The 20,323-nt window shown below is 46.4% G+C and carries 18 protein-coding genes; 13 read left to right on the top strand and 5 right to left on the bottom strand.

Features of this window, described 5'->3' with window-relative positions; all coding sequences use genetic code 11:
- Positions 1–34 precede the first annotated feature (34 nt).
- Complete coding sequence (locus R7070_RS06700; RefSeq protein ID WP_005374770.1) at positions 35–1,120, top strand: porin; 1,086 nt, start codon at positions 35–37, stop codon at positions 1,118–1,120.
- A gap of 69 nt (positions 1,121–1,189) precedes the next feature.
- On the opposite strand, the gene R7070_RS06695 is transcribed toward R7070_RS06700, so the two are convergent.
- The 4 genes from R7070_RS06695 to hisD all read right to left on the bottom strand — a co-directional run bounded on the left by R7070_RS06695 (position 1,190) and on the right by hisD (position 5,003).
- On the bottom strand, positions 1,190–1,903 hold the full coding sequence (locus tag R7070_RS06695; protein ID WP_042522209.1) for an alpha/beta fold hydrolase: 714 nt from the start codon (positions 1,901–1,903) through the stop codon (positions 1,190–1,192).
- A 1-nt stretch (position 1,904) separates the two neighbouring features.
- Entirely contained in the window at positions 1,905–2,909 is a 1,005-nt protein-coding gene (locus R7070_RS06690; RefSeq protein WP_005374765.1) for a cupin, read from the bottom strand.
- Positions 2,910–2,974: 65 nt separating this feature from the next.
- A complete protein-coding gene (locus tag R7070_RS06685; RefSeq protein ID WP_033906644.1) occupies positions 2,975–3,709 on the bottom strand; it encodes an SDR family NAD(P)-dependent oxidoreductase in 735 nt (244 codons plus the stop codon).
- A 1-nt stretch (position 3,710) separates the two neighbouring features.
- Complete coding sequence (hisD, locus tag R7070_RS06680) at positions 3,711–5,003, bottom strand: histidinol dehydrogenase (protein ID WP_225455610.1); 1,293 nt, start codon at positions 5,001–5,003, stop codon at positions 3,711–3,713.
- A gap of 289 nt (positions 5,004–5,292) precedes the next feature.
- Here hisD and R7070_RS06675 point away from each other — a divergent pair, with 289 nt between their 5' ends.
- From R7070_RS06675 to R7070_RS06620, 12 genes are all read left to right on the top strand, one after another.
- Positions 5,293–6,042 carry an HpcH/HpaI aldolase family protein gene (locus tag R7070_RS06675; RefSeq protein WP_005374748.1) on the top strand — a complete coding sequence of 250 codons (750 nt, stop codon included), beginning with the start codon at positions 5,293–5,295 and terminating at the stop codon, positions 6,040–6,042.
- 150 nt (positions 6,043–6,192) lie between these two features.
- A complete protein-coding gene (locus R7070_RS06670; protein WP_005374746.1) occupies positions 6,193–7,149 on the top strand; it encodes a LacI family DNA-binding transcriptional regulator in 957 nt (318 codons plus the stop codon).
- Positions 7,150–7,416: 267 nt separating this feature from the next.
- The gene (locus R7070_RS06665; protein WP_005374744.1) at positions 7,417–8,412 is read left to right on the top strand and encodes a TRAP transporter substrate-binding protein; all 996 of its coding nucleotides are present in this window, start codon (positions 7,417–7,419) and stop codon (positions 8,410–8,412) included.
- A gap of 58 nt (positions 8,413–8,470) precedes the next feature.
- Positions 8,471–9,034 (top strand): TRAP transporter small permease, encoded by a 564-nt coding sequence (locus tag R7070_RS06660; RefSeq protein WP_005374742.1) that lies wholly within the window; start codon positions 8,471–8,473, stop codon positions 9,032–9,034.
- Entirely contained in the window at positions 9,031–10,311 is a 1,281-nt protein-coding gene (locus R7070_RS06655) for a TRAP transporter large permease (protein ID WP_318141169.1), read from the top strand. Before R7070_RS06660 ends, R7070_RS06655 begins: the two co-directional genes overlap by 4 nt.
- A 511-nt stretch (positions 10,312–10,822) precedes the next feature.
- Entirely contained in the window at positions 10,823–11,797 is a 975-nt protein-coding gene (locus R7070_RS06650) for an ester cyclase (protein WP_005374738.1), read from the top strand.
- 49 nt (positions 11,798–11,846) lie between these two features.
- Positions 11,847–12,842, top strand: coding sequence for an ester cyclase (locus R7070_RS06645; RefSeq protein ID WP_005374736.1), 996 nt, complete (start codon positions 11,847–11,849; stop codon positions 12,840–12,842).
- Positions 12,835–14,568, top strand: coding sequence for a sodium:solute symporter family transporter (locus R7070_RS06640; protein ID WP_005374733.1), 1,734 nt, complete (start codon positions 12,835–12,837; stop codon positions 14,566–14,568). The genes R7070_RS06645 and R7070_RS06640 overlap by 8 nt, the downstream gene beginning before the upstream one ends.
- A gap of 217 nt (positions 14,569–14,785) precedes the next feature.
- Positions 14,786–15,793, top strand: coding sequence for a LacI family DNA-binding transcriptional regulator (locus R7070_RS06635; protein ID WP_017820101.1), 1,008 nt, complete (start codon positions 14,786–14,788; stop codon positions 15,791–15,793).
- A gap of 142 nt (positions 15,794–15,935) precedes the next feature.
- On the top strand, positions 15,936–16,580 hold the full coding sequence (locus R7070_RS06630) for a recombinase family protein (protein WP_005374729.1): 645 nt from the start codon (positions 15,936–15,938) through the stop codon (positions 16,578–16,580).
- Positions 16,577–17,761: a multidrug effflux MFS transporter gene (locus tag R7070_RS06625; protein WP_238972310.1), complete on the top strand. Its 1,185-nt coding sequence runs from the start codon at positions 16,577–16,579 to the stop codon at positions 17,759–17,761. The genes R7070_RS06630 and R7070_RS06625 overlap by 4 nt, the downstream gene beginning before the upstream one ends.
- Positions 17,762–17,838: 77 nt before the next feature.
- Complete coding sequence (locus R7070_RS06620) at positions 17,839–18,483, top strand: START domain-containing protein (RefSeq protein ID WP_213867929.1); 645 nt, start codon at positions 17,839–17,841, stop codon at positions 18,481–18,483.
- Between the two features lie 81 nt (positions 18,484–18,564).
- Here R7070_RS06620 and R7070_RS06615 read toward each other — a convergent pair whose 3' ends face one another.
- Positions 18,565–20,319, bottom strand: coding sequence for a hypothetical protein (locus tag R7070_RS06615; RefSeq protein ID WP_318141168.1), 1,755 nt, complete (start codon positions 20,317–20,319; stop codon positions 18,565–18,567).
- Between the last annotated feature and the right edge of the window lie 4 nt (positions 20,320–20,323).

Raw genomic sequence — 20,323 nt, 5'->3', positions numbered from 1 at the left:
GTGGCTTTCTGCGCCCTGAATAATGAGATTGATGATGAAAAAGTCGACCCTTTCTGCAGTGATTTTAGCAGCGCTTACTTCTAGCTCAGCCTTTGCTGCACACACTTTTGTTAATGACGCTGGCGACAGCCTAACCATCGATGGCCGTTTCGATCTTCGCTACCAAGACCGTGGCGGTGATGACAACGGCGAATGGAACAGCGGCAGCTCACGTTTCGGTTTGAAAGGCCAAATGGGTCTAGATAACGGCTGGACTGGTTTCGGTCACGCGGAATGGGGCTACAACTCTGGCGCGAACGGCGACAACATTTACGACCGCTTGCTATACGCAGGTGTTGATCACGAAAAATACGGCAAGATTGCTGCGGGTACTAAGCAGTGGTCTACCTTCTACGACGTAGCATGGTACACCGATTTAGGTCGTGTATTCGGTACTCGTGGCTCAGGTGTTTACAACCTAGCTGACTGGGGTATCGCTTCCGGTGCTGGTCGTGCAGAAAACTCAATTACGTACCGTAATTCAATCAATGAAAAAGTGAGCTACGGCTTTACTTACCAAACCACGCGTGAAGATGTTGCTCTAGCAAGCAATGCGACAGCCTCACTGAAAAACGGCATGGGTGCGTCGATCACTTACAAACCGGTTGATAGCGTAACACTTGGTGCGGCTTACCATCAAAATGAAGTTGCGGATCTAGACGCAAGCGTGGTTGGCGTAGAAAACGGCGACAACATGCGCATCATGCTATTGGGCGCAAACTACAGCAACGGTGGCTTCTACGCGGGTGCGACATTCCACGTTGGCGAAAACTGGGAAGCAGTGAGCCAAGGCGGTACGGACGTAATGTTCGATACCCTAGGTGGCGAAATCTACACTTACTACCACTTCGATAACGGCCTACGCCCAACGTTGAACTACAACTACATGGAAGATCGTGGTGACGAGACACAAGGTTACGAGCGTAACTTGCTGATCCCTGGTCTTGAATACCACTTCCAGAAGAACAAATTCCTAGTTTGGACTGAATACCAGTTCGATCTAGGTAAAGATCAGTACGATGGCAGCAAATTCGAAAACCGTGATGATCAATTCGCGGCAGGTATTCGCTACTACTTCTGATAATACTCATCGCTCACCACCTATACCCAAGTAACCTTAAGGTGGTGAGTGATGAAGTTCTTATCAACACTAAGCAAAGTTATCTTGAAGCCAAGTAGTCATCACTTCACTAATAATTAAAGGCTGCTCAAGCGTAGATAGATGCCCACACTCAGGGATAACATGAAGCGTGACGTTTGGGATGCATCTCTCCATGAGCAGATGATTGTCTAGCGGACAAAGCTTATCTTCTTTACCTGTTATCACCAACGTAGGAGCTTGAATGTCCGCCAATAAAGGTCGAGCATCCGGGCGAGTTGCTAACGCTTTAGCATGTGCTTCAAATGCCTCCAAACCTACATTGATCGCCATGCCTTCTATACGCTCAGTTAACGCTTTGTCTTGCAAACGGGTTGGATGAATCAGCACTGGCATTAGAGTATCAGGCGTAATGCTTTCAAATTCACCACTTAACGCTCGACTAACCAGTGCGTCGCGCTTTTGTGTCACCTCTGGCTTTTCATCCGCCGCGTTGGTGTCCATTAGCACCAAACCTCTGACTCTGTTTGGCGCTTGACGGTACACCTCAAAGGCAAGAATCCCACCCATTGATAAGCCACCCAAGACAAACTCCTGCGGTGCGTCTTGCAACACTTTCTGCGCCAGCTGTTCCATTGACGGCAATGAGGCCAGCGTCGGGCATGAAGGCTCAACCCAACTTGGCAACGCTCGGTTGACTTCCTCAAACAATGTGCCATCACAAAGTAGTCCGGGTAGCCAAACTAACGAGGTGGGTTGCGTCATTTTATTCTCCTGCAAGCGGCTTTGGTTGATCAGACCCAAGAATGCAATACGTCAAACTATTACCACGCAAGTTCGTCAGTGAATAAGACGCACCTTCTGGAACATTCAGCACATCACCGCGCGTTAAAACAACACTCGCTTGTTCGCCTTGATGCGTGAGGACGACTTCAGTATCGCCATCAAAGTTGATAAGCACTTGTTTTTCTTCTCGGCAGTGTTGAGGAATCGAGCCACCTTCAGAAAGCTCATAAGCCATGATGCTCACTTCATCTTCACTCTTTACTTGGAAGTCATAACTCGCCAAAGGATGACCCGTTAAGGCGTATTGTTTCACGTTGCTTCCGCCGAAATCGCCTTTGATTTCACGATAATCTTTTTGCAGAGCGACAAATGGCATCATCTCTTCTGCGGTGTAGGTATCGAAGGTCGCGAGTTCTTCTTCGGTAAGCAGCGGCATCAATTCTGATTCTTGTGGCACCGGGTCGCCATTAATAGTGTCCACAAGTGTGCCATCGGCTTTGAGGTATAAACCATAACCTTGACTGTCTTTGATAACGTTTGGATGCCAAATAACGCCGCCACCTGAATCGTCGCCGCCAAGTACCGAGAACATAAAGCCGTAATCGCGGCCAACCACTTCAAATCCACGGAAGAGATTGGTTGGAATCGAGATGACGTCACCGTGAGACAACACCGCCTCATGCTCTCCATCGTTCCCCCAATAAAAGCGGAACTGACCTTTGAACACCAAGAAAAGCTCAGCGGTGCGATGAGAATGTAACGAATTTTTGATGCCCGGCGGTTGGCCTGCGGCACCAATATTAAAGCCCGCCGTATCGCGAATATGAACATGCTGACGACTGCTCTCTGCCACCCCTGCACCGATAATACAAAAGTTATCTTTGAGATCACTGCCTGGCGTGCGCGCATCAATAAACGCACTCGTACCCGGAATCAGTTCCATGTAGCGGACCAGATTATTATTCATTTTAGATTGTAGAGTCATTGTAAATCCTTGTTGTCCTTGTTTGGACCTAGCCTTTGAATTGTTAGTTACAGACCGAAAGTGTGTTACAGACCTAAAGGTCGCCCACCATCAACCGCGATGGTATTGCCTGTCGAGAAGGTCAAAACTTCTGCTGCGGCGTACACGGCTTGAGCGACTTCTTCATCATTGGCTAAACGCTTAAGCGGTGTGGATTGTTCTTGTTGATTACGCCATGCGTCATCCAAGCCTTTGACAAACTCAGTGTCGACAAGCCCTGGAGCAACAGCCAAAACGCGAACCTCGGGAGACAGAGCGCGAGCTAAAGAACGGGTCATGTTCTCCGCGGCAGATTTACTTGCACAGTAAGCAATGTTGCTCCCCATCGCAGTCTGTGCCGCGATAGAAGTAATGTTCACCACACAACCATTGGCTTGCTTAAGCCAAGGCTCAAACGCTCGAACCATGGCAAAAGGCGCACGGACGTTCACTTGGAAAATTTGGTCAAACAGTTGATCATCTAAGCTTTGCAAATCAGAGTGCGCGACGAATTTCGTCATCCCCGCACAGTTGACCAACAAATCCAGCTTGTCGCTTATTTCACTGACTTGATGTTTAAGCTGTTCAATCGCACTAGAATCTGCCACGTTCAATTTGAATGCTAGATGCTCGTTACGTGGCAGCGAGGAAAGTACATCCTCGGCCGCTTTATGATTACTGTTGTAAGTCAGAATTACGCGATATCCCGATTCAGCTAGCTTGCGACAAATGGCGGCACCCAGTCCGCCACTGCCGCCTGTGACTAAGGCAAGTTTCGACATATTACGCCTCTTCTACTTTGCCTTTGTAACGGCGCACACGAATATCCGCTTGCTCTTTGTGGCCAGCAAAACCTTCGAGTGCACACAAGCGAGAGCAATACTCACCGACTTTGAGGGACGCAGCTTCCGTTACACGCTGGTAAGTACAGGTTTTGATAAATTTACCTACCCAAAGACCACCGGTGTATCGCGCCGCTTTCTTCGTTGGCAGTGTATGGTTGGTACCAATACATTTATCGCCGTAAGAAACGTTGGTTTCACGACCTAGGAACAAGGCACCGTAGTTGGTCATGTTATCTAGGAAGTATTTAGGATCTTCCGTCATCACTTGAACGTGTTCAGAAGCGATATCGTCTGCCACTTCCACCATTTCTTCGTAGCTATCACACACAATCACTTGTCCGTAATCTGCCCACGCTTTACCCGCGACTTCAGCCGTTGGAAGAATGGTTAACTGACGTTCGATCTCTTTGATGGTCTGTTGCGCAAATGTCTCGCTATTGGTCAACAATACAGCGGGAGAGTTGTAACCGTGCTCGGCCTGACCAAGCAAATCTGCCGCTGCCAACTCTGGGTCACAGCCTTTCTCATCGGCAATGACTAAGGTTTCCGTTGGGCCTGCAAACAAATCGATACCGACGCGACCAAACAACTGACGTTTTGCCTCTGCTACAAATGCGTTACCCGGCCCTACAATCATATCGACCGGTGCAATAGTCTCCGTCCCCAGAGCCATTGCACCTACCGCCTGAACACCACCGAAGCAATAGATTTCATCCGCACCCGCCATTGCCATCGCAGCGACAATCGCCACATTCGGCTGGCCATTAAACGGTGGCGCACAAGCAATAACACGTTTTACGCCCGCGACTTTCGCCGTCAGTACACTCATGTGAGCGGATGCAACCAATGGGTATTTTCCACCAGGGATGTAACAACCCACGCTGTTGACTGGAATATTTTTATGCCCCAGTACCACACCAGGCATGGTTTCTACTTCGACGTCTTTCATTGAGTCACGTTGAATTTGAGCAAAGTTTCGAACTTGTTGCTGAGCGAACTCGATATCATGACGAGTCGATTCATCAAGCGCATCCACACAGGCTTGGATTTGCTCTTCTGACAGGCGGAATTGCTCCGGCGACCAGTTATCAAACTTTTCAGACAACTCACGTACAGCGCTATCACCTTTCGATTCAATATCAGCAAGAATGTTTTCAACAATCTGACGCACTTTTGCGTCGTTTGATGCTGATGCTTCTTCAGTGATTCCGTTTTTTAAAATGCGTGCCATTGGGTTTCTCCTTGAACATTGAGGCTGACGAACGGTTATTTTTATGCTTTTGGATACGAATGCAAAATCAGATTAAACACCTAATTAATATTTGACAAGTTAAGTCAACAAACCACAAAAACCACCCTTAAGCCTTTGTATTAATTAATTTAAACAAAGAAAAGCAAGTAATAAGGACCTTGATTTGGTTTAATTTTTAATCAAAAATGAGTTTTAGATCACATCATTTTTACTCATCATTTACATTTCACCGTGTTAGTTTTTGCATACCTTTGCAAAGGAGAGAATTATGAGCAATTTTAAGCAACGTCTGACTAAAGAAACGCTATTAGGTACATTTGTTAAAACCCCTCATCCTCACATTATCGAGGTATTGGCACTGGCAGAGTTGCCTTTTGTGGTACTGGATGCAGAGCACGCACCTTTCGATCGTTCCTCGCTTGATCTGTGCATCATGGCGGCCAGAGCGAATGACCTCGCGTGCGTGGTACGAGTACAAGACAGCGCTCCTTCAACCATTTTGAACGCGCTTGACTGTGGCGCGGCGGGTGTACAAATTCCCCATGTTTGTACTGCTGAGCAAGCGACGCAACTGGCGAAAATCTGCCATTACGGAGAAGGTGGCCGAGGGTATGCTGGTTCCAGTCGAGCAGCGCAATACGCCACTAAGCCCATGGTTGAACACTTAAAAGACAGCCGTGCGAATACGATTGTCATTGCACAAATTGAAGACCCTCAAGGGGTCGAAAATGTTGAAGCGATTGCCAATGTTGAAGGTATTGATGCGCTCTTCATTGGCCAAGTTGATCTCACTGTCGCTTATGGTGCTGATAGCGTTCATGATGAGAAAGTCGCACAAGCAAGTATGCGAGTAATCGAAGCGGCCAGAGCCGCCAATAAACCTGTTGGCATGTTTGTCGCGACGGCTCAACAAGCTCGGGAATGGCGTGAACTCGGCGTTAGCTTCTTTTGTGTTGGCTCTGAACACAAAATGATCATTGATGGCTTCAAACAAGAGAGAAATGTGATGAATTCTTGAGTTTTCTCTGATATTTACGCCTTATCAATGTAATGCTCTAGACACAGAAATCCCCTAGCCCATACACTCAGCACGTATGAGAAGGTTCAATGGCCTTAAATAAGGAGTATCACCATTAAAGCGAAAGTAACTTCGATCGACGTCGCGAAGATGCTCGGCGTCTCTCAATCGACGGTATCTAGAGCATTCAGCCCGACTGCGAGTATTAGCGAGAAGAAACGCAAAATGGTGATGGATGCCGCAGCTAAGCTCGGATACACACCGAATGCCATCGCCCGAGGTCTGATTTCGAATCGTTCAGGCTTAGTGGCGATTGCGTTAGATAGCGAATCAAACCCAATGTACGACATGCAATCTCGTGCTTTGGCTGTCGAAATTCAAAAGCGAGGCGGACAAGTTGTGCTTTGCCCTATCGACAAGGACGACCTCGATCTCGCCATTTCACGCGCCATTGAATACCAAGTGGACGGACTCGTTATCGCAACCAGCCGTTTAACCTCACGCGCGTTTGCCCAATGCGAAAAGTTTGGCGTTCACTTAAGCTTGATCAACCGCTACGCCGAAGGCATTAATGCCAACAGCTCTGGTATTGATAACCGCTTGGCGGGCCAACAAGCTGCGGAGTATTTAACGCAGAAAGGCGCAAAACAGTGTGCTTATATCAGTGGCGATGCTGGCTCCATGACCAGTGAAGAGCGTTGGCTGGGTTTCTCTTCAAAGTTGCAAGAACTCGGCGCTCCATCACCAACGTTTATCCAAGCCAAGTACAGCTTTGAAGCAGGCTTAGAAGCAGCGAAAGCGATCTTGTCGCACACTAGCAAACCCGATGCAATTTTTTGTGCAAACGACATCCTCGCCATGGGTGTGATGGATGGCTTGCGACAAGCCGGAGCAAAGATCCCCCAAGACTTCTCTGTGATGGGTGTAGATAACATTCCGATGTCTGCATGGCCGAGCTATGATTTGACCACCATTGCTCAACCAGTCGACAAAATTGTTAAACGAGCGGTTGAAGATTTGATGAATCGAATCAACGGCAACCTGGATGCAACTGGCGAATACCTTTTCGAGCAAGGCACCTTGATCGAACGTAGTAGCACCATTTAATAAATCCATTTTTATTCATTCTTCATAAACAAAATGCCTTGCTTTCGAGTAAGGCATTTTCTGTGATCACGATTAAATTTTCACCAATCGTTATTTAATTCCTCATCAATTCATCAATCTTGTTATTGACTTGTTACTTTAATGTTTTATTTTGGATTCGTATGCAAAATGGATATGAATTGCTCAACTAATTTATAAAAACATAAAAAGTTGTGTGACTTGCCGACGAATGCCAATGGCAGGTCATACCAGAAACAAGGAAGAACGATGAAGAAAGTAATCCTTACTTCACTTACCGCACTGGGGCTTGCATTTAGCAGTATGAATACGTTTGCAACCAGTGTTATTCGTCTTGCTCATGACAGTCAAGAAACCTCTCCCGTACACAAAGCAATGCTCTATTTCGAACAAGAAGTGGAAGCTCGCTCAAACGGTGAGATAGAAGTTGAAATCTATCCGGCAAGACAACTAGGCGATGTGCGTGAGACGACTGAACTCGTACAGCAAGGCAACTTACAAATGACGTTTGGTGCGTCAGTTTTACTCTCTCCCTACGTCCCAGAGTTTAACGTGCTCGACGTGTTCTACCTTTTTGATAGCGAAGAGCAAGCACACAAAGCGCTCGACAGTGAGAAGATCGGACAACCATTGTTGAATGCTATGGAATCAAAAGGCTTTCATGGACTTGGCTTTATGGAGGTCGGCTTTCGTAGCGTGACCAACAACAAACAGCCAATTGATAGTATTGAGGACCTGAAAGGGCTAAAGATTCGCTCGGCATCTAACCCCACTCAAATAAGCGCGTGGAAATCTATTGGTACTGCGCCAACACCTCTGTCTTGGGGAGAAATTTTCACCTCGTTACAACAAGGCCTGATTAACGCTCAAGAAAGTGCTATCTACTCTATTTATGCCGAACGTTTTTACGAGGCACAAAAGTACCTCTCTTTAACTAACCATATATACACCAACTACGTGTTGTTCATGAACAAATCGTTTTGGGATTCACTGCCGGCCGCACAACAAGCGCTGATCAGTGAAGTAAGCAAAGAAACCATCGCAAAACAGCGTGAGCTCGCCGCGCAGCAAAACCAAGAAGTAATCAAAGAGCTCGAAGCAAAAGGCATGACGGTTAACATCGTCCCAGACGAGGTACGCAGCATCATGAAAGAGAAAATGAATGCGGCCGTGTACCAGGACTTGCGCAGTAAAACGGGTAAAGACTTGTTTGACAACGTGATGGCCGAGATAGAACGCCTATAACTCCCACTCTTTTGCACGATCTGGCAACAGGTCGTGCTTTCTCGTTTTGGAGGTGAACATGAAGTGGTTTCGCTTACTAGACAAATACCTAGAACCTACCCTTATCGTTATCGCGATCTCGACGATGACAACTTTACTGTGCTTGCAAATCGCACTACGCCTATTTGACGCAACGATCGCGTGGGCTGAAGAGCTGGCACGTTATTTATTCGTATGGGCGATGTACCTGAGCATCAGCTATTGTATCCGAGATGATCGACACATCCGCATTCGTGTGTTCATAGATAAACTTCCGGGCAATTGGACGCAATTCAGTTTGATTGTCTCTGATCTTATCTACCTTGCCTTTAGTGCCACTGTCGCCTGGTTTGGATTTAAGGTTATAAACCGCAGCCTGCAACTCGGTCAGATTGCACCCGCAATGGAAATTCCTATTGCGTGTTTGTATACCTCTGTTTTAGTTTGCGCACTATTAAGCTGCGCGCGCCTAGTGACAAGCATTTATCAACGTGTGAACGCGTGCTCCACCAGCAATGAACGAGTTCGCTTTTCTCGCCAACGCTATCGCCATATCAAAGCAAAGTATCGTACTTCTAACCGACTATTGGAGTTTAACGCATGACGTCTGCACTTTTGTTTGGCAGCTTTGGTCTGCTTCTGCTCATTGGCGTTCCGTTCGGTATTGCTCTGGCGGCAGCCAGTATGGTCGCGATACTCAGTCTGCCATTTCTTAACATCGAGTTTTTAGTCCAAGGGATGGTAACAGGGCTCGACTCTTTCCCTCTCCTCGCCGTCGTTCTTTTTACCTTGGCAGGTAACCTTATGAGCCAAGGAGGGATCTCAAAACGATTATTGCATGTGGCGGAGGTCTTCTTTGGCCACTTTACTGGCGGGCTTGGCATCGTGGCCATTGTGGCGTGTATGTTCTTCGCTTCCATCTCTGGTACAGGGTCTGCCACTGTTGCCGCTATCGGCCTGACGATGATTCCCTCGATGGTGAAGAAAGGCTACGACCGCAGCTTTGCAGGTGCCTTGATAGCCTCTTCCGGCGGGATTGGTGTCATTATTCCGCCTTCTGTGGTGATGATCGTCTACGCGATCACTGCTGAGGTCTCGGTCACCAAGATGTTCATGGCGGGCATCATTCCTGGCTTGGTCGTTGGTATGGTATTGATCGGCTACTGTCTGATTGTCTCCAAAATGCGGGGCTACACAGGTAACGAGCACAAAGCGACTTGGGCAGAGCGTCTTGATGCGCTAAAAGAAGCCAGTTGGGCAATGCTACTACCCGTTATCATTCTCGGTGGCATCTATTCCGGCATTTTCACGCCTACCGAATCAGCCGCCATCGGAGTTCTCTATGGCTTATTCTTTGGCATGTTTGTTTATAAAGAACTCAAACCAACGCAAGTGGTGAAAATCATTCTAGAGTCGTCACTGTTAGTTGGCGCTGTGCTCGTCATTGTGGGTGCGTCCGTGACGTTTGGCCGCATATTGACCCTAGAACGTCTACCGACCGAGATTGCTCAGTTCATTCTATCGATTACTGAAAACAAACTTCTGATACTGCTTTGCATCAATGTCCTGTTGTTGCTTGTCGGTACCTTTATGGAAACGCTGGCAGCCATTGTTATTCTCACGCCAATTCTGTTACCCATTACGTCAGCACTCGGCATGGACCCCGTTCATTTTGGGATCGTGATGATCGTGAACTTGGCCATTGGCTTTGTTACGCCTCCTCTGGGTGCCAACCTGTTTATGGCAAGTCAGGTAGGCAAAGTACCGATAGAGTCGCTCTCTAAAGCCATCATGGGCTGGATTGGTGCAATGATAGTGGCCTTGATGTTGATTACCTTCATCCCTGCCATCTCGCTATCATTACCTGCGCTTTTATCCTGATCGTTGCACTCATAGAGCGCTTATGACTGTTATAGCCACTAGATAAACACCTTTCTAGTGGCTTATTCGTTATTTACTTCCGATTTAATAAAAAGCCTTTAAGCATTCGTATGCAAAAGGAAAATTTGAAAGATATAAGGATAATTGACACCAAAATAGCTGAATGTTAGCGATAAAGTCTATTTGGGTGCCTTGATCTGCATGATTATCAGTTTTGGCTTAATCATTTGTTTCCATTCAAACAGATAAAAATAAATTAAGCGATTAAAAACAATAAGATATTAGGAAATTCATACAAAAAACTTTGACTTCCTTTCTTATTAACACGTCTAGATAAGAGATAGCTTCCATCTCTCCTGTACTTTTTTAGTTTATTTTCCGCTCAATTGTTAAAAATCTGATCATCAGCACGCTATTTAAACAATTGAAAAACAATCCGTTGACAAAATTGCAACATGATATATTTTGAATACGTAATCAAAACATAATTATTCAATTACGGAGGTGATTTATGGCCATGGTTGGCTTCGATGAAAAGTGGCGTGATTTTCCCGACTACATTCTTGGTATCACAAAAGAGATTTGGGAAGACCGAGGTTTAAACACCTTAGAACACTACTACTCTCCCGACATTGTTGTGCGTACTCCACTCTCTATCGTTCAAGGAAACGAAGGGGTGATCAGTGCAACAATGGCGACACTGGCCGAGTTTCCCGATCGCACGCTATATGGCGAAGACGTCATTTGGTCAGGCACCCCGGAACAAGGCATGCTTTCTTCTCATCGAATCATCTCTACTGCAACACACAGTGGCAACGGCTTCTACGGGCAAGCCTCGAACCGCAAACTTCGTTTCCGTATTATCGCAGATTGCCACGCTATCAATAACCAAATCAATGACGAATGGTTGGTTCGCGATCAAGCCGATATCGCGAAACAACTGGGTATGACGTCAGAAGAGTTTGCACGCCAACAAATCGAATTTGAAGGTGGCGTGGAATCAAGCCCATTTCCGTTCACACCTGAAGTCGACATTCCTGGACCTTATTTGGGCGTAGGCAACGACAACGAATATGGTCAGCGCTATGAAGCAATTCTCAGAAGCCTTATGAATGCCGAGTTCTCTATAGTACCGAAAGAGTACGACCGCGCTTGCATCGGCGAATACACTGGCGGTCAAAATGCCCTATCATACTCGGAAGTCGATCATTTTTGGATGGCACTTCGTGCGTCTTTCCCAAATGCTCAATTTACCGTTCACCATCGTATTGGCCGGGATGACGACATGATGTCACCACGCGCGGCAATTCGATGGTCTTTGCACGGTAAGCATGAGGGATATGGGATGTTTGGTAAGCCTTCAGGAAAAGAGGTTTACATCATGGGGATCAGCCACGCTGAGTTTGGCCCTTGGGGTCTTCGTCGCGAATTCACTTTGTTTGACGAGACCGCAATCTGGAAGCAAATCCTGCTACAGCAAGGCTAACGGCTGACTAAACACTATTTATTAAAATCACAGACAGTAAGGAAGCAACATGTCACTCAACATCATCGAACAGTTCTACCAGAACTACTTCAAAGCCGCAGACATCGAGCAAAAACAGGCCGCTCTGCAAGCTTTGAACCCTGACGTAAAATGGTGCGTGGCGCACCCTGTGAACGATCTTAATGGCCCAGATGCAACCCACGAATCTTTCCTCTCACCACTTGTTAATGCTTTGCCTGACGCCGAGCGCCGACCAGTAATTGTGATGCACGGCGAATACGAAGGCCGCACTTGGTACAACTCTACCGGCTACTTTATCGGTACATTTGAACAACCACTATTTGGCATACCAGCAACAGGGAAAACACTCTACTTGCGTTACACCGAAATGGTGTGTGTGGAGAACGACCAAATCACCGAATCTTACATGATCCCAGACTTCATCGACGCGATGAATCAAGCAGGCTGCAACCCTCTTCGTAAAAGCTTAGGTCACGATGGCTTGGTTCCTTCTCCTGCAACTTCTAACGGTATTCAACAATCTGTTGTGTCTTTGGAAGAAAGTGAAAAAAGCGCCCAGCTGGTTGAAGATATGCTGTCTTGCTTGGGTCGTTTTGATGGCAAAGATCTTTTCTCGATGGATCTTGAAAACTACTGGCACAATGACTTTATGTGGTACGGCCCAGCAGGTATTGGCACGACGCGCGGTATCAAAGGTTTCCGTAACCAGCACCAAGCGCCATTTGTGTTTGCGTTCCCAGATCGAAGTGTCGATATTGAGGTCAATTTTTTGGCCAAAAATGACTACGTATCCACAGGTGGTTGGCCACATATGCATGGTACTCACACTGGTCACAGTGGCTGGCTCGGTCTTGCCCCAACCGGAAAACACATCGAACTTCGCGTTATGGACATTTGGCGACGCGAAGGCGATTTACTGAAAGAAAACTGGGTGGCGATCGACATCGTTCATATCCTGCTGCAACTTGGCTATGACGTGTTTGCACAAATGAAAGAACAGTTAGAAGGACCTAATTATGCATGAGTTTGGCGCACTTAACTGGAGCATCCTTGGTGGATACATAGCCCTAACGCTAGTATTGGGTGCGGTGATTGGTAAGCGAGTAACTTCAGCTAGCCAATTCGCTTTGGGTGATAAGAGCATCCCTTGGTGGGCGATCGGTATTTCTGTCGTTTGTACTTACGTGAGTGCCATGTCGTTCCTTGGCGGGCCAGCTTGGTCTTACAAAGAAGGCCTGTCGGTTATCGCGATTCACCTCAATTATCCGCTGGTGATCTTCTTCATCGTGGCTGTGTTTATGCCGTTTTTCTACAACAACGGTTTAACCTCTATCTACGAGTATCAAGAACGACGCTTCGGTAAGGCTTCACGACTGACTTTGTCGTTTATCTTCCTTATCAAACAAGCATTGAGCTCGGCAGCCGTACTCTACGCGACAGCAATGATTTTAGAGTTCATTACTGGTATCGACGTGATGTACTGCATCATGATCGTCACTGCAATTGCCCTTATCTACACCGTAATGGGCGGTATCGCGGCTGTCATTTGGACCGATGTGATTCAAGCAGTAATCTTATTTATTGGCGCATTCATCATCATTGAAGCCGTTTGGAATGGCATGCCTGCTCCAATGACGGAGGTCATGGCAGAACTCAAAGCGAAAGGAATGACCGATGCCCTACAAACAAGTTTTGACCTAAGCCAAGTAACGACGGTATGGGCCGGCGTTATCGCAATGACGATGTTCCACACCACCGTGTATGGCGGTAACCAGATGATGGTACAACGTTGTATGGCCGCGAAAAACATGGGCGATGCGAAAAAGGCAATGTTGATGATGGGCTACGTGGCCTTCTTTATTTACTTTGTCTTTATCTTGCTTGGTGTCCTGTTCAACGCTTATTACGACGGTAAAGAGTTTGAAAACGGCAACACCATCATTCTTCATTATGCGAGTGAATATGGAATGCCAGGCTTGATGGGCATCATTGCCGCTGCGATTCTGGCGGCAAGTATGTCGAGTCTCGACTCTGCGTTCAACTCAATGGCGACCGTTTCTGTGGCTGACTTTTACAAACGCTTCTACAAGCAAAACGAGTCGGAAGAGCATTACTTGAAGGTATCGCGTTTCTTCACGGTGGCGTGGGCGATTTTGGTCATCATTCCAGCGATCATGTTTGCCACCAGCACAGGCTCGGTACTGGAAGTGCTGAGTAAGGCAGGCTCTTACTTTGTCGGTGCAAGCTTCTGTATGTTTGTCCTTGGGTTCTACTCAAAACACATTACTGAAAAAGGCTTGTTGATTGGCGTTGCTGCTAGCTTCTTGGTGATTTGGTATGTAGCCGTTGCGACCGATATTGCGTGGCCTTGGTATTGCGTGATTGGCGTCCTTGTGAATGCCGTTGTCGCTTACATTGCTAGCCTTCTCCTGACGGGTAAACAAGATGAAATGCATCTTTACACAGTGAAAGGCCAGCAAGCGGAATATGCTCGTCTAAATAAACCAATCAAGGAAGATGGTTGGTATGTCGTTCCCGGCAAAATCGATGCTCCATGTTATGGCTTACTAGTGATGTTTGTATTCTCGATCGTGATGCTTTGGGGGATCAACGCGTTTACCGACAACGCTCCTATGCTGATTAACTTTATGCGTGGCTGCTCTATTCTTGTTGCTACCGCTTGCATCGGATACATGGGGTATTCACTCCTCTCCCCGAAACGTAAAGTTGCAGTCAAACAAGCAAATTAATGTTCTTTACGTAGATACTGTACGTCCAACAAACGGACAGTATCTACGCTCTAGATCTAGTGCTAGCTCAAAGCAAACCAAATGGGTTAACCCACATTTTGCTTTTTAACACTCCAAAGCCATTATTCTACTTAGGATACCCCGTCAGAACATTTATGAATACGTACCTATTTATGCTAGTCTTATGACCTCAATTACTGGCAACTAAGTTTTATTCATGAAATCAATTAAACACGTAGTCACATCAAAAGATGTGGCAAAGATGGCAGGCGTCTCTCAATCTACTGTATCGCGCGTGTTTGTTCCGGGTAGCTCAGTATCCGAAAAGACCAAGCAAAAAGTCTTTGAAGCGGCTAAAGCCCTTAACTACCGCCCTAACGCCTTTGCACGTAGCCTGACCACAAACGAATCGAAATTGATAGGTTTGGTGTTTCCTGATGCGGATTACCCTATCCATATGAAAACACTGCAGTTAATTTCCAGTGAGTTACAGAAAAAAGGTTATTCTGCCGTATTGATTCCATGGCAAGTGGATGAAGAAGAGGGCCACTCAATCCCAAATATCTTCCAGTATCGCGTCGATGGTGTCATTGCTGCTTCCGCAACCTTCAATAAGTCCCTTTATGAAGAATGTGAAGAGTTTAATATCCCAATTGTTCAATACGCACGAGTTGTTGAAGGTACTAGGAGTAGCTACGTTATCAGTGACAACTACGAAGCAGGCCAACAAGCCGCGCAACTTCTGCACAAAAGTGGCGTGAAGAACGCGGTTTATTTGACGGGAGAAGTGCCAACCTTTACGAATGACGAACGCCAAAGCGGCTTCTGCTCTGAATTTGAAGACCTAACCGGCAAGACGCCACGCATCATTGAAGCCAGCTATGACTACGCGAGCTCACTTGATAAAGTCCGTGCCATACTGGCAGACAAAAATCGGCCTGAAGCAGTGTTCTGTGCAACCGATAACCTTGCGATGGCGGTCATGGATATCGCCCGTATAGAATGCGGGTTGAGGATTCCTCAGGACTTACAAGTCATTGGTTTTGATAATATTCCTCAGACAGAATGGTTAAGCTATCAATTAACCACGTTCCGCCAGGATTTCCGTCGCCTCGCTCGCGAGTGCGTGAAGATCATTGTTGATCAAATTAATACGAAAAACGGCAGCCTAGTAAAAATGATGGTGCCAGTGAAGTTAATCGAGCGCCAGACAACAAAAGCTTAAATAGCTATAGCCAGCCATTCGGTTGGCTTTTTTATTTGCCTCTGACTCCCAAACGGCTCATTTAGTGTTGTAAGCATTAATGAACCCATGTATATTTATGAGCCATTACACTATATGAAACAAAAAAAGGCTCATAATCCTTATGACCACGTATCTTTACACTCGTTATTCGCCAAAAAATCGAGCTTACCAAGAGCACCTTAATACTCTAAAAGCTTTTGCACCCGAAGCTCAGCATTTTGAGGATAAGGTTCGTGGTTGCATGCCTCCAACCGAGAGAGAGGCATTCTTACGACTGCTCGATTCCGTCAGAGCTGGGGATACGATTGTGCTCTGGTGGCTGACCGCATTTGGTCGCGACTTTAGTCAAGCATTGAACACGATAAAAATGCTACTCGATAAAGGTGTAACATTGAAAACCGTATGTGAATCACTAACTTTTGAGCCAGGTTCTGTTCAAACTCAAACACTACTCACAGTGTTATCTGGATATGGGAAAGTGCAGACTGAACATCGCCTGTTTGCCGCAGAGCAAGGGCGACAGGCCATTAAAGAGCAGCCAGAATTATGGAAACAGAAGTTTCGCGGCCGCCCCGCAAACAAAACCAAACACCAACAGATCGCAACGTTACTGCTAGAAGGCTACACATTGCAAAACGTGGCAGAGCAATGCGAAGTCAGTCTATCGACTGTGAAGCGGGTCAAAGCAAAGCTAAATGAAGTGGATGACGAAGGCGGCTTAAGATCACGACGCCAAAAAGGTTGTTTGAATGGAGACCAGTCATGAGTCGCCCAATCAACTTTCATACTATAATACTCGCCTGTCTTGTTATTAGCGTTGGCCAGTTGAGCATGGGGCTAGTTATGCCCTCTTTGCCATGGATAGCAAAAGACTTTTCCATCTCCCTCGACCAAGCTCAACTACTTGTGAGTATTTATTTGCTCGGCTTTGGCCCCTCTCAATTTATCTACGGGCCAGTGTCAGATGCTTTAGGACGAAAAAGAGTATTACTTACCGGTTTACTCATCGCGATGTCTGGTCTGCTGATGATTATTTTCTTCAGTGACACATTTACAGGGATGGTGATGGGGCGCTTTTTACAAGGGTTAGGTACAGGATGCTGCGCGGTACTCGCGAGGGCGTCGACTCGAGATAGGTTTAGCGGGGACGAACTCCCAGTGGCAATGTCTTACATCGCCATGGCGGCTTCAATCACGCCACTTATTGCACCTGTGATTGGCGGCTTTATCAACTTCCACTTCGGTTGGAGTATGGTGTTTATTTCTCTATTGGGCTATGTCTCGCTGGCCTGGGTAATCATCGCCTTTAAGTTCACAGAAACCATCGCAAAACGTTCTGTCATTCCATCACCCCGAAAAATGTTACTACAATACAAGAGCTTACTTACGTCTCGTTACTTTATGAGTTTCGCCAGTATCAGTTGGTTAAACTTCAGCTTAATGATTACGACAGTCTCTGTGATGCCATTTATCATGCAAGATCAAATTGGCATGACCTCCGCTCAATATGCGATGTGGGCACTCATTCCCGCTTTGGGTATGTTATGTGGTACCACGATTTGTAACCGAGTAAGGCCAATTATTGGCAATAAGAAAATGCTGCTCTGCACCCCATTTCTTCACCTCGCTGCAGCAATATGGTTATTTTTCTGCCCTGTTGAGCCTCTATTTCTGATGCTAGGACAGCTATTAATGATCTTGGGTAATGGTATTGCCCTACCTTGTGCACAAGCGATGGTAATGCAACCTTATAAAAAGCAAGCAGGTGCCGCAGCGGCAATGTCTGGTGGTGGACAAATGGTCGTCTCCTCATTGGTCAGCTTAGCTCTGGTACAGCTTGGATTGAGTCAAGCATGGCATCTAGCGATCGTTATCGTAATATTTGCATCGCTTACCTTCACCAACATTCAACGTGGCTTCAGTGCAGAGCAACCTTCAGAACGATAACAAAAAACATACTATTGTCCTTATAGTTACGACAAATCGTATAAACTTAAATTTAGGAAAAGTTGGCGGATACTAACATGATGTTGCATTTAAGAATTGGCGCCGTAACACTCGCCACATTGATATCCGCAGGTGCTGATGCGAGCGCCAACGAGAACTGGCAGTTCGAGAGTGACAAGAATGGAATCACAATTTACTCCCGAGAACATAGTGACGGTTTAGTTGAGATCCGTGCCCGGATGTTCACACCCACCAGCTATGGTGCATTTTTAACGCTACTGGAAGACAGTGACAACATCCCGAACTGGATTGACAATGCCAGTCATAGCCGGGTTTTAAATCAGATATCGGCCACCGAGAACATCGTTTACACCCAGTTTAAAGCACCATGGCCTGCCAAAAATCGGGATATGGTCACCTACTCAAAGTACTGGGTCGATGAGCTGGGATTCACGATAGAAATCAAAAGCGCACCTGACTCATATCTTGCTGAACAAAATGGTTATGTTCGAATTCGCTCGGTTGATGCGACTTGGGAGTTACAAAAACTCACAAACGATACAACACTCGTGGAATACAAGGCGTTTGCTGACCCCGGAGGTCTATTGCCAAACTGGCTGATCAACAAACTCTCAAAAGAAAGTGCATGGGCGACATTTAGTAATTTAAGAAAAGAGTTACCTGAATATCAGCAATACTCTCATCCTCAAATAGATGAGTAAGCGTCGCTCTTCCCACTCGCTTTTTAATACGGTACATAATAACAAAAGGCGGCTTCAAGCCGCCTTTTTCTACGCAATGTGTTACTGCTGTGCAACCGTTACAGGTTTAGTTGCACCGCGGTAATCAAACTCAAAACCAATACCTTGGTCTGTCACGTCCATCGTCATACCACCAACAAGCTCGCCTTGTAAGCTTTTGGCAACATCATCCGGAACCGGCTCCCCTGTGATTGACGACGCACTCTCTAACACTTCCAAAATACGCTCTGAATCAAAATCAAAGCTGAACAAGCCATTTGGAGAAAGTGATTGCGCCATCACTTCTTTGCTTGCTTCCGCAGCACTATCACCACTGTAAAGGGTGAAATGGTTTTCGTTTAGACGAGCAAACACGTCCACCTTCATGCCAGTATGCATTTCTAATAGGTCACTGACATTAACAGGTTGGTTATCCGGTTGAATTTGCAATTGAGCAAGTTCAGGAACGAACATTTGCGCAGTTTGAATAAGCATCATTGGATCATTGGCAGAAAGAGACAACATACCATCTAGCTGGCTAAATACTTCACCATGCTGAGCATTAGTATCTACTTTGATATCAAACATTTGCAGGCTTAACCCTTTAAGGCCATTAACCATGCCTGACCCCATGCTTACAGCGGCTGCTGGATTCTGGCCGCCCATCTCTTGCTGCATTTGTGTCAATAAAGAGCATTGATATTGAGGCTGGGTCAAGTCAGCCCAAATCTGACCAATCGATGGCGCTAGAGTATTGATGTCTAAACCAAGCGCCATACTAAAGAAACTCTTATCACTTTTAGACTCTGCCAATACACCACGAATCGACTTGAGCGCATCTAGAATCACTTTATTGTTGGACTCAACAACAAAAGAACCTTTAATGAACGCCTGATCGCCTTTCATCTTGTATTCTGCAAACGCGACGGACTGAGGCCAGTTTTCTGCAACTTGAGTAAGCTCAGTATGGCAGGCTGGTGAACGCATTTCCTCAATAGTTGGTTCAGGATCTATTGCATCCAACGTGCTGATTTGACGAGCAAACATATTGCCATCTTTCGTCGTCAAACCTTTAATCACTTCGCGATGATCAAAGTAACCAAAAGAGTTGTTGTTTTCACCGTATTTGGCTTGCAACGCCTCAAGACGTCCACTCTCAGCAATATTTTGACTTGGTGCTTCAAGCCCTAATGCCATTTTAATCGGGTTTTGAACGCCCAGTTGCGGAACATCAACCGTTAACGTAAGCACGTTATCAACCACGGCTACAACCAAGCCAATACCGTCCTGCGGGTCAATTGAATCAGTCATCTCGTAACGACGATACTCGACTTCACCAAGCTTAACCAACTCATGCTTAGCGCCGCTCATCTGCTCTTCATGATCCAGTGTTTTCCATAACGCGGCAGGGTCTTCAATATCCACTTTGTACACCGGTACCATACCAATTGTGTACAACACAGGATTAATGTTTTCCCCGGTGCCCAAATAAGCTTTTAATGTTTCTGGCGACGCAGCACTCTCTAGGTATCCATCGAATAAATTAACTGCAAACTGCTGTTGTGGAGACAGTGGTTCATCGGCAAAAAGTTCTGCAATCGAGCCTTGGTTCGCCGTACCGAATGCGTTCATGTATTTATAATGGTTAAAAGGTTCAGTCTGATACGTCACCATAAGTGAATCTGCAGGAACTTGCGTTAACAGTGAGCCTGCATCACTCGCGGTAGTATTGTTTTGGTACAGGTAGCCAGCGCCCCCTGCTGCTGCGACCACTGCTGTAGCCAATAGTAGTTTTTTCACGACCAACTCCGTTGTCATAGTT

This window comes from Vibrio sp. 1557, assembly GCF_033340175.1.
In the GTDB taxonomy this organism is placed as follows: Bacteria; Pseudomonadota; Gammaproteobacteria; order Enterobacterales; family Vibrionaceae; genus Vibrio; species Vibrio alginolyticus.
Note: the sequence above shows the minus strand (reverse complement) of the source record. Positions and strands in the feature narration are given on the sequence as shown.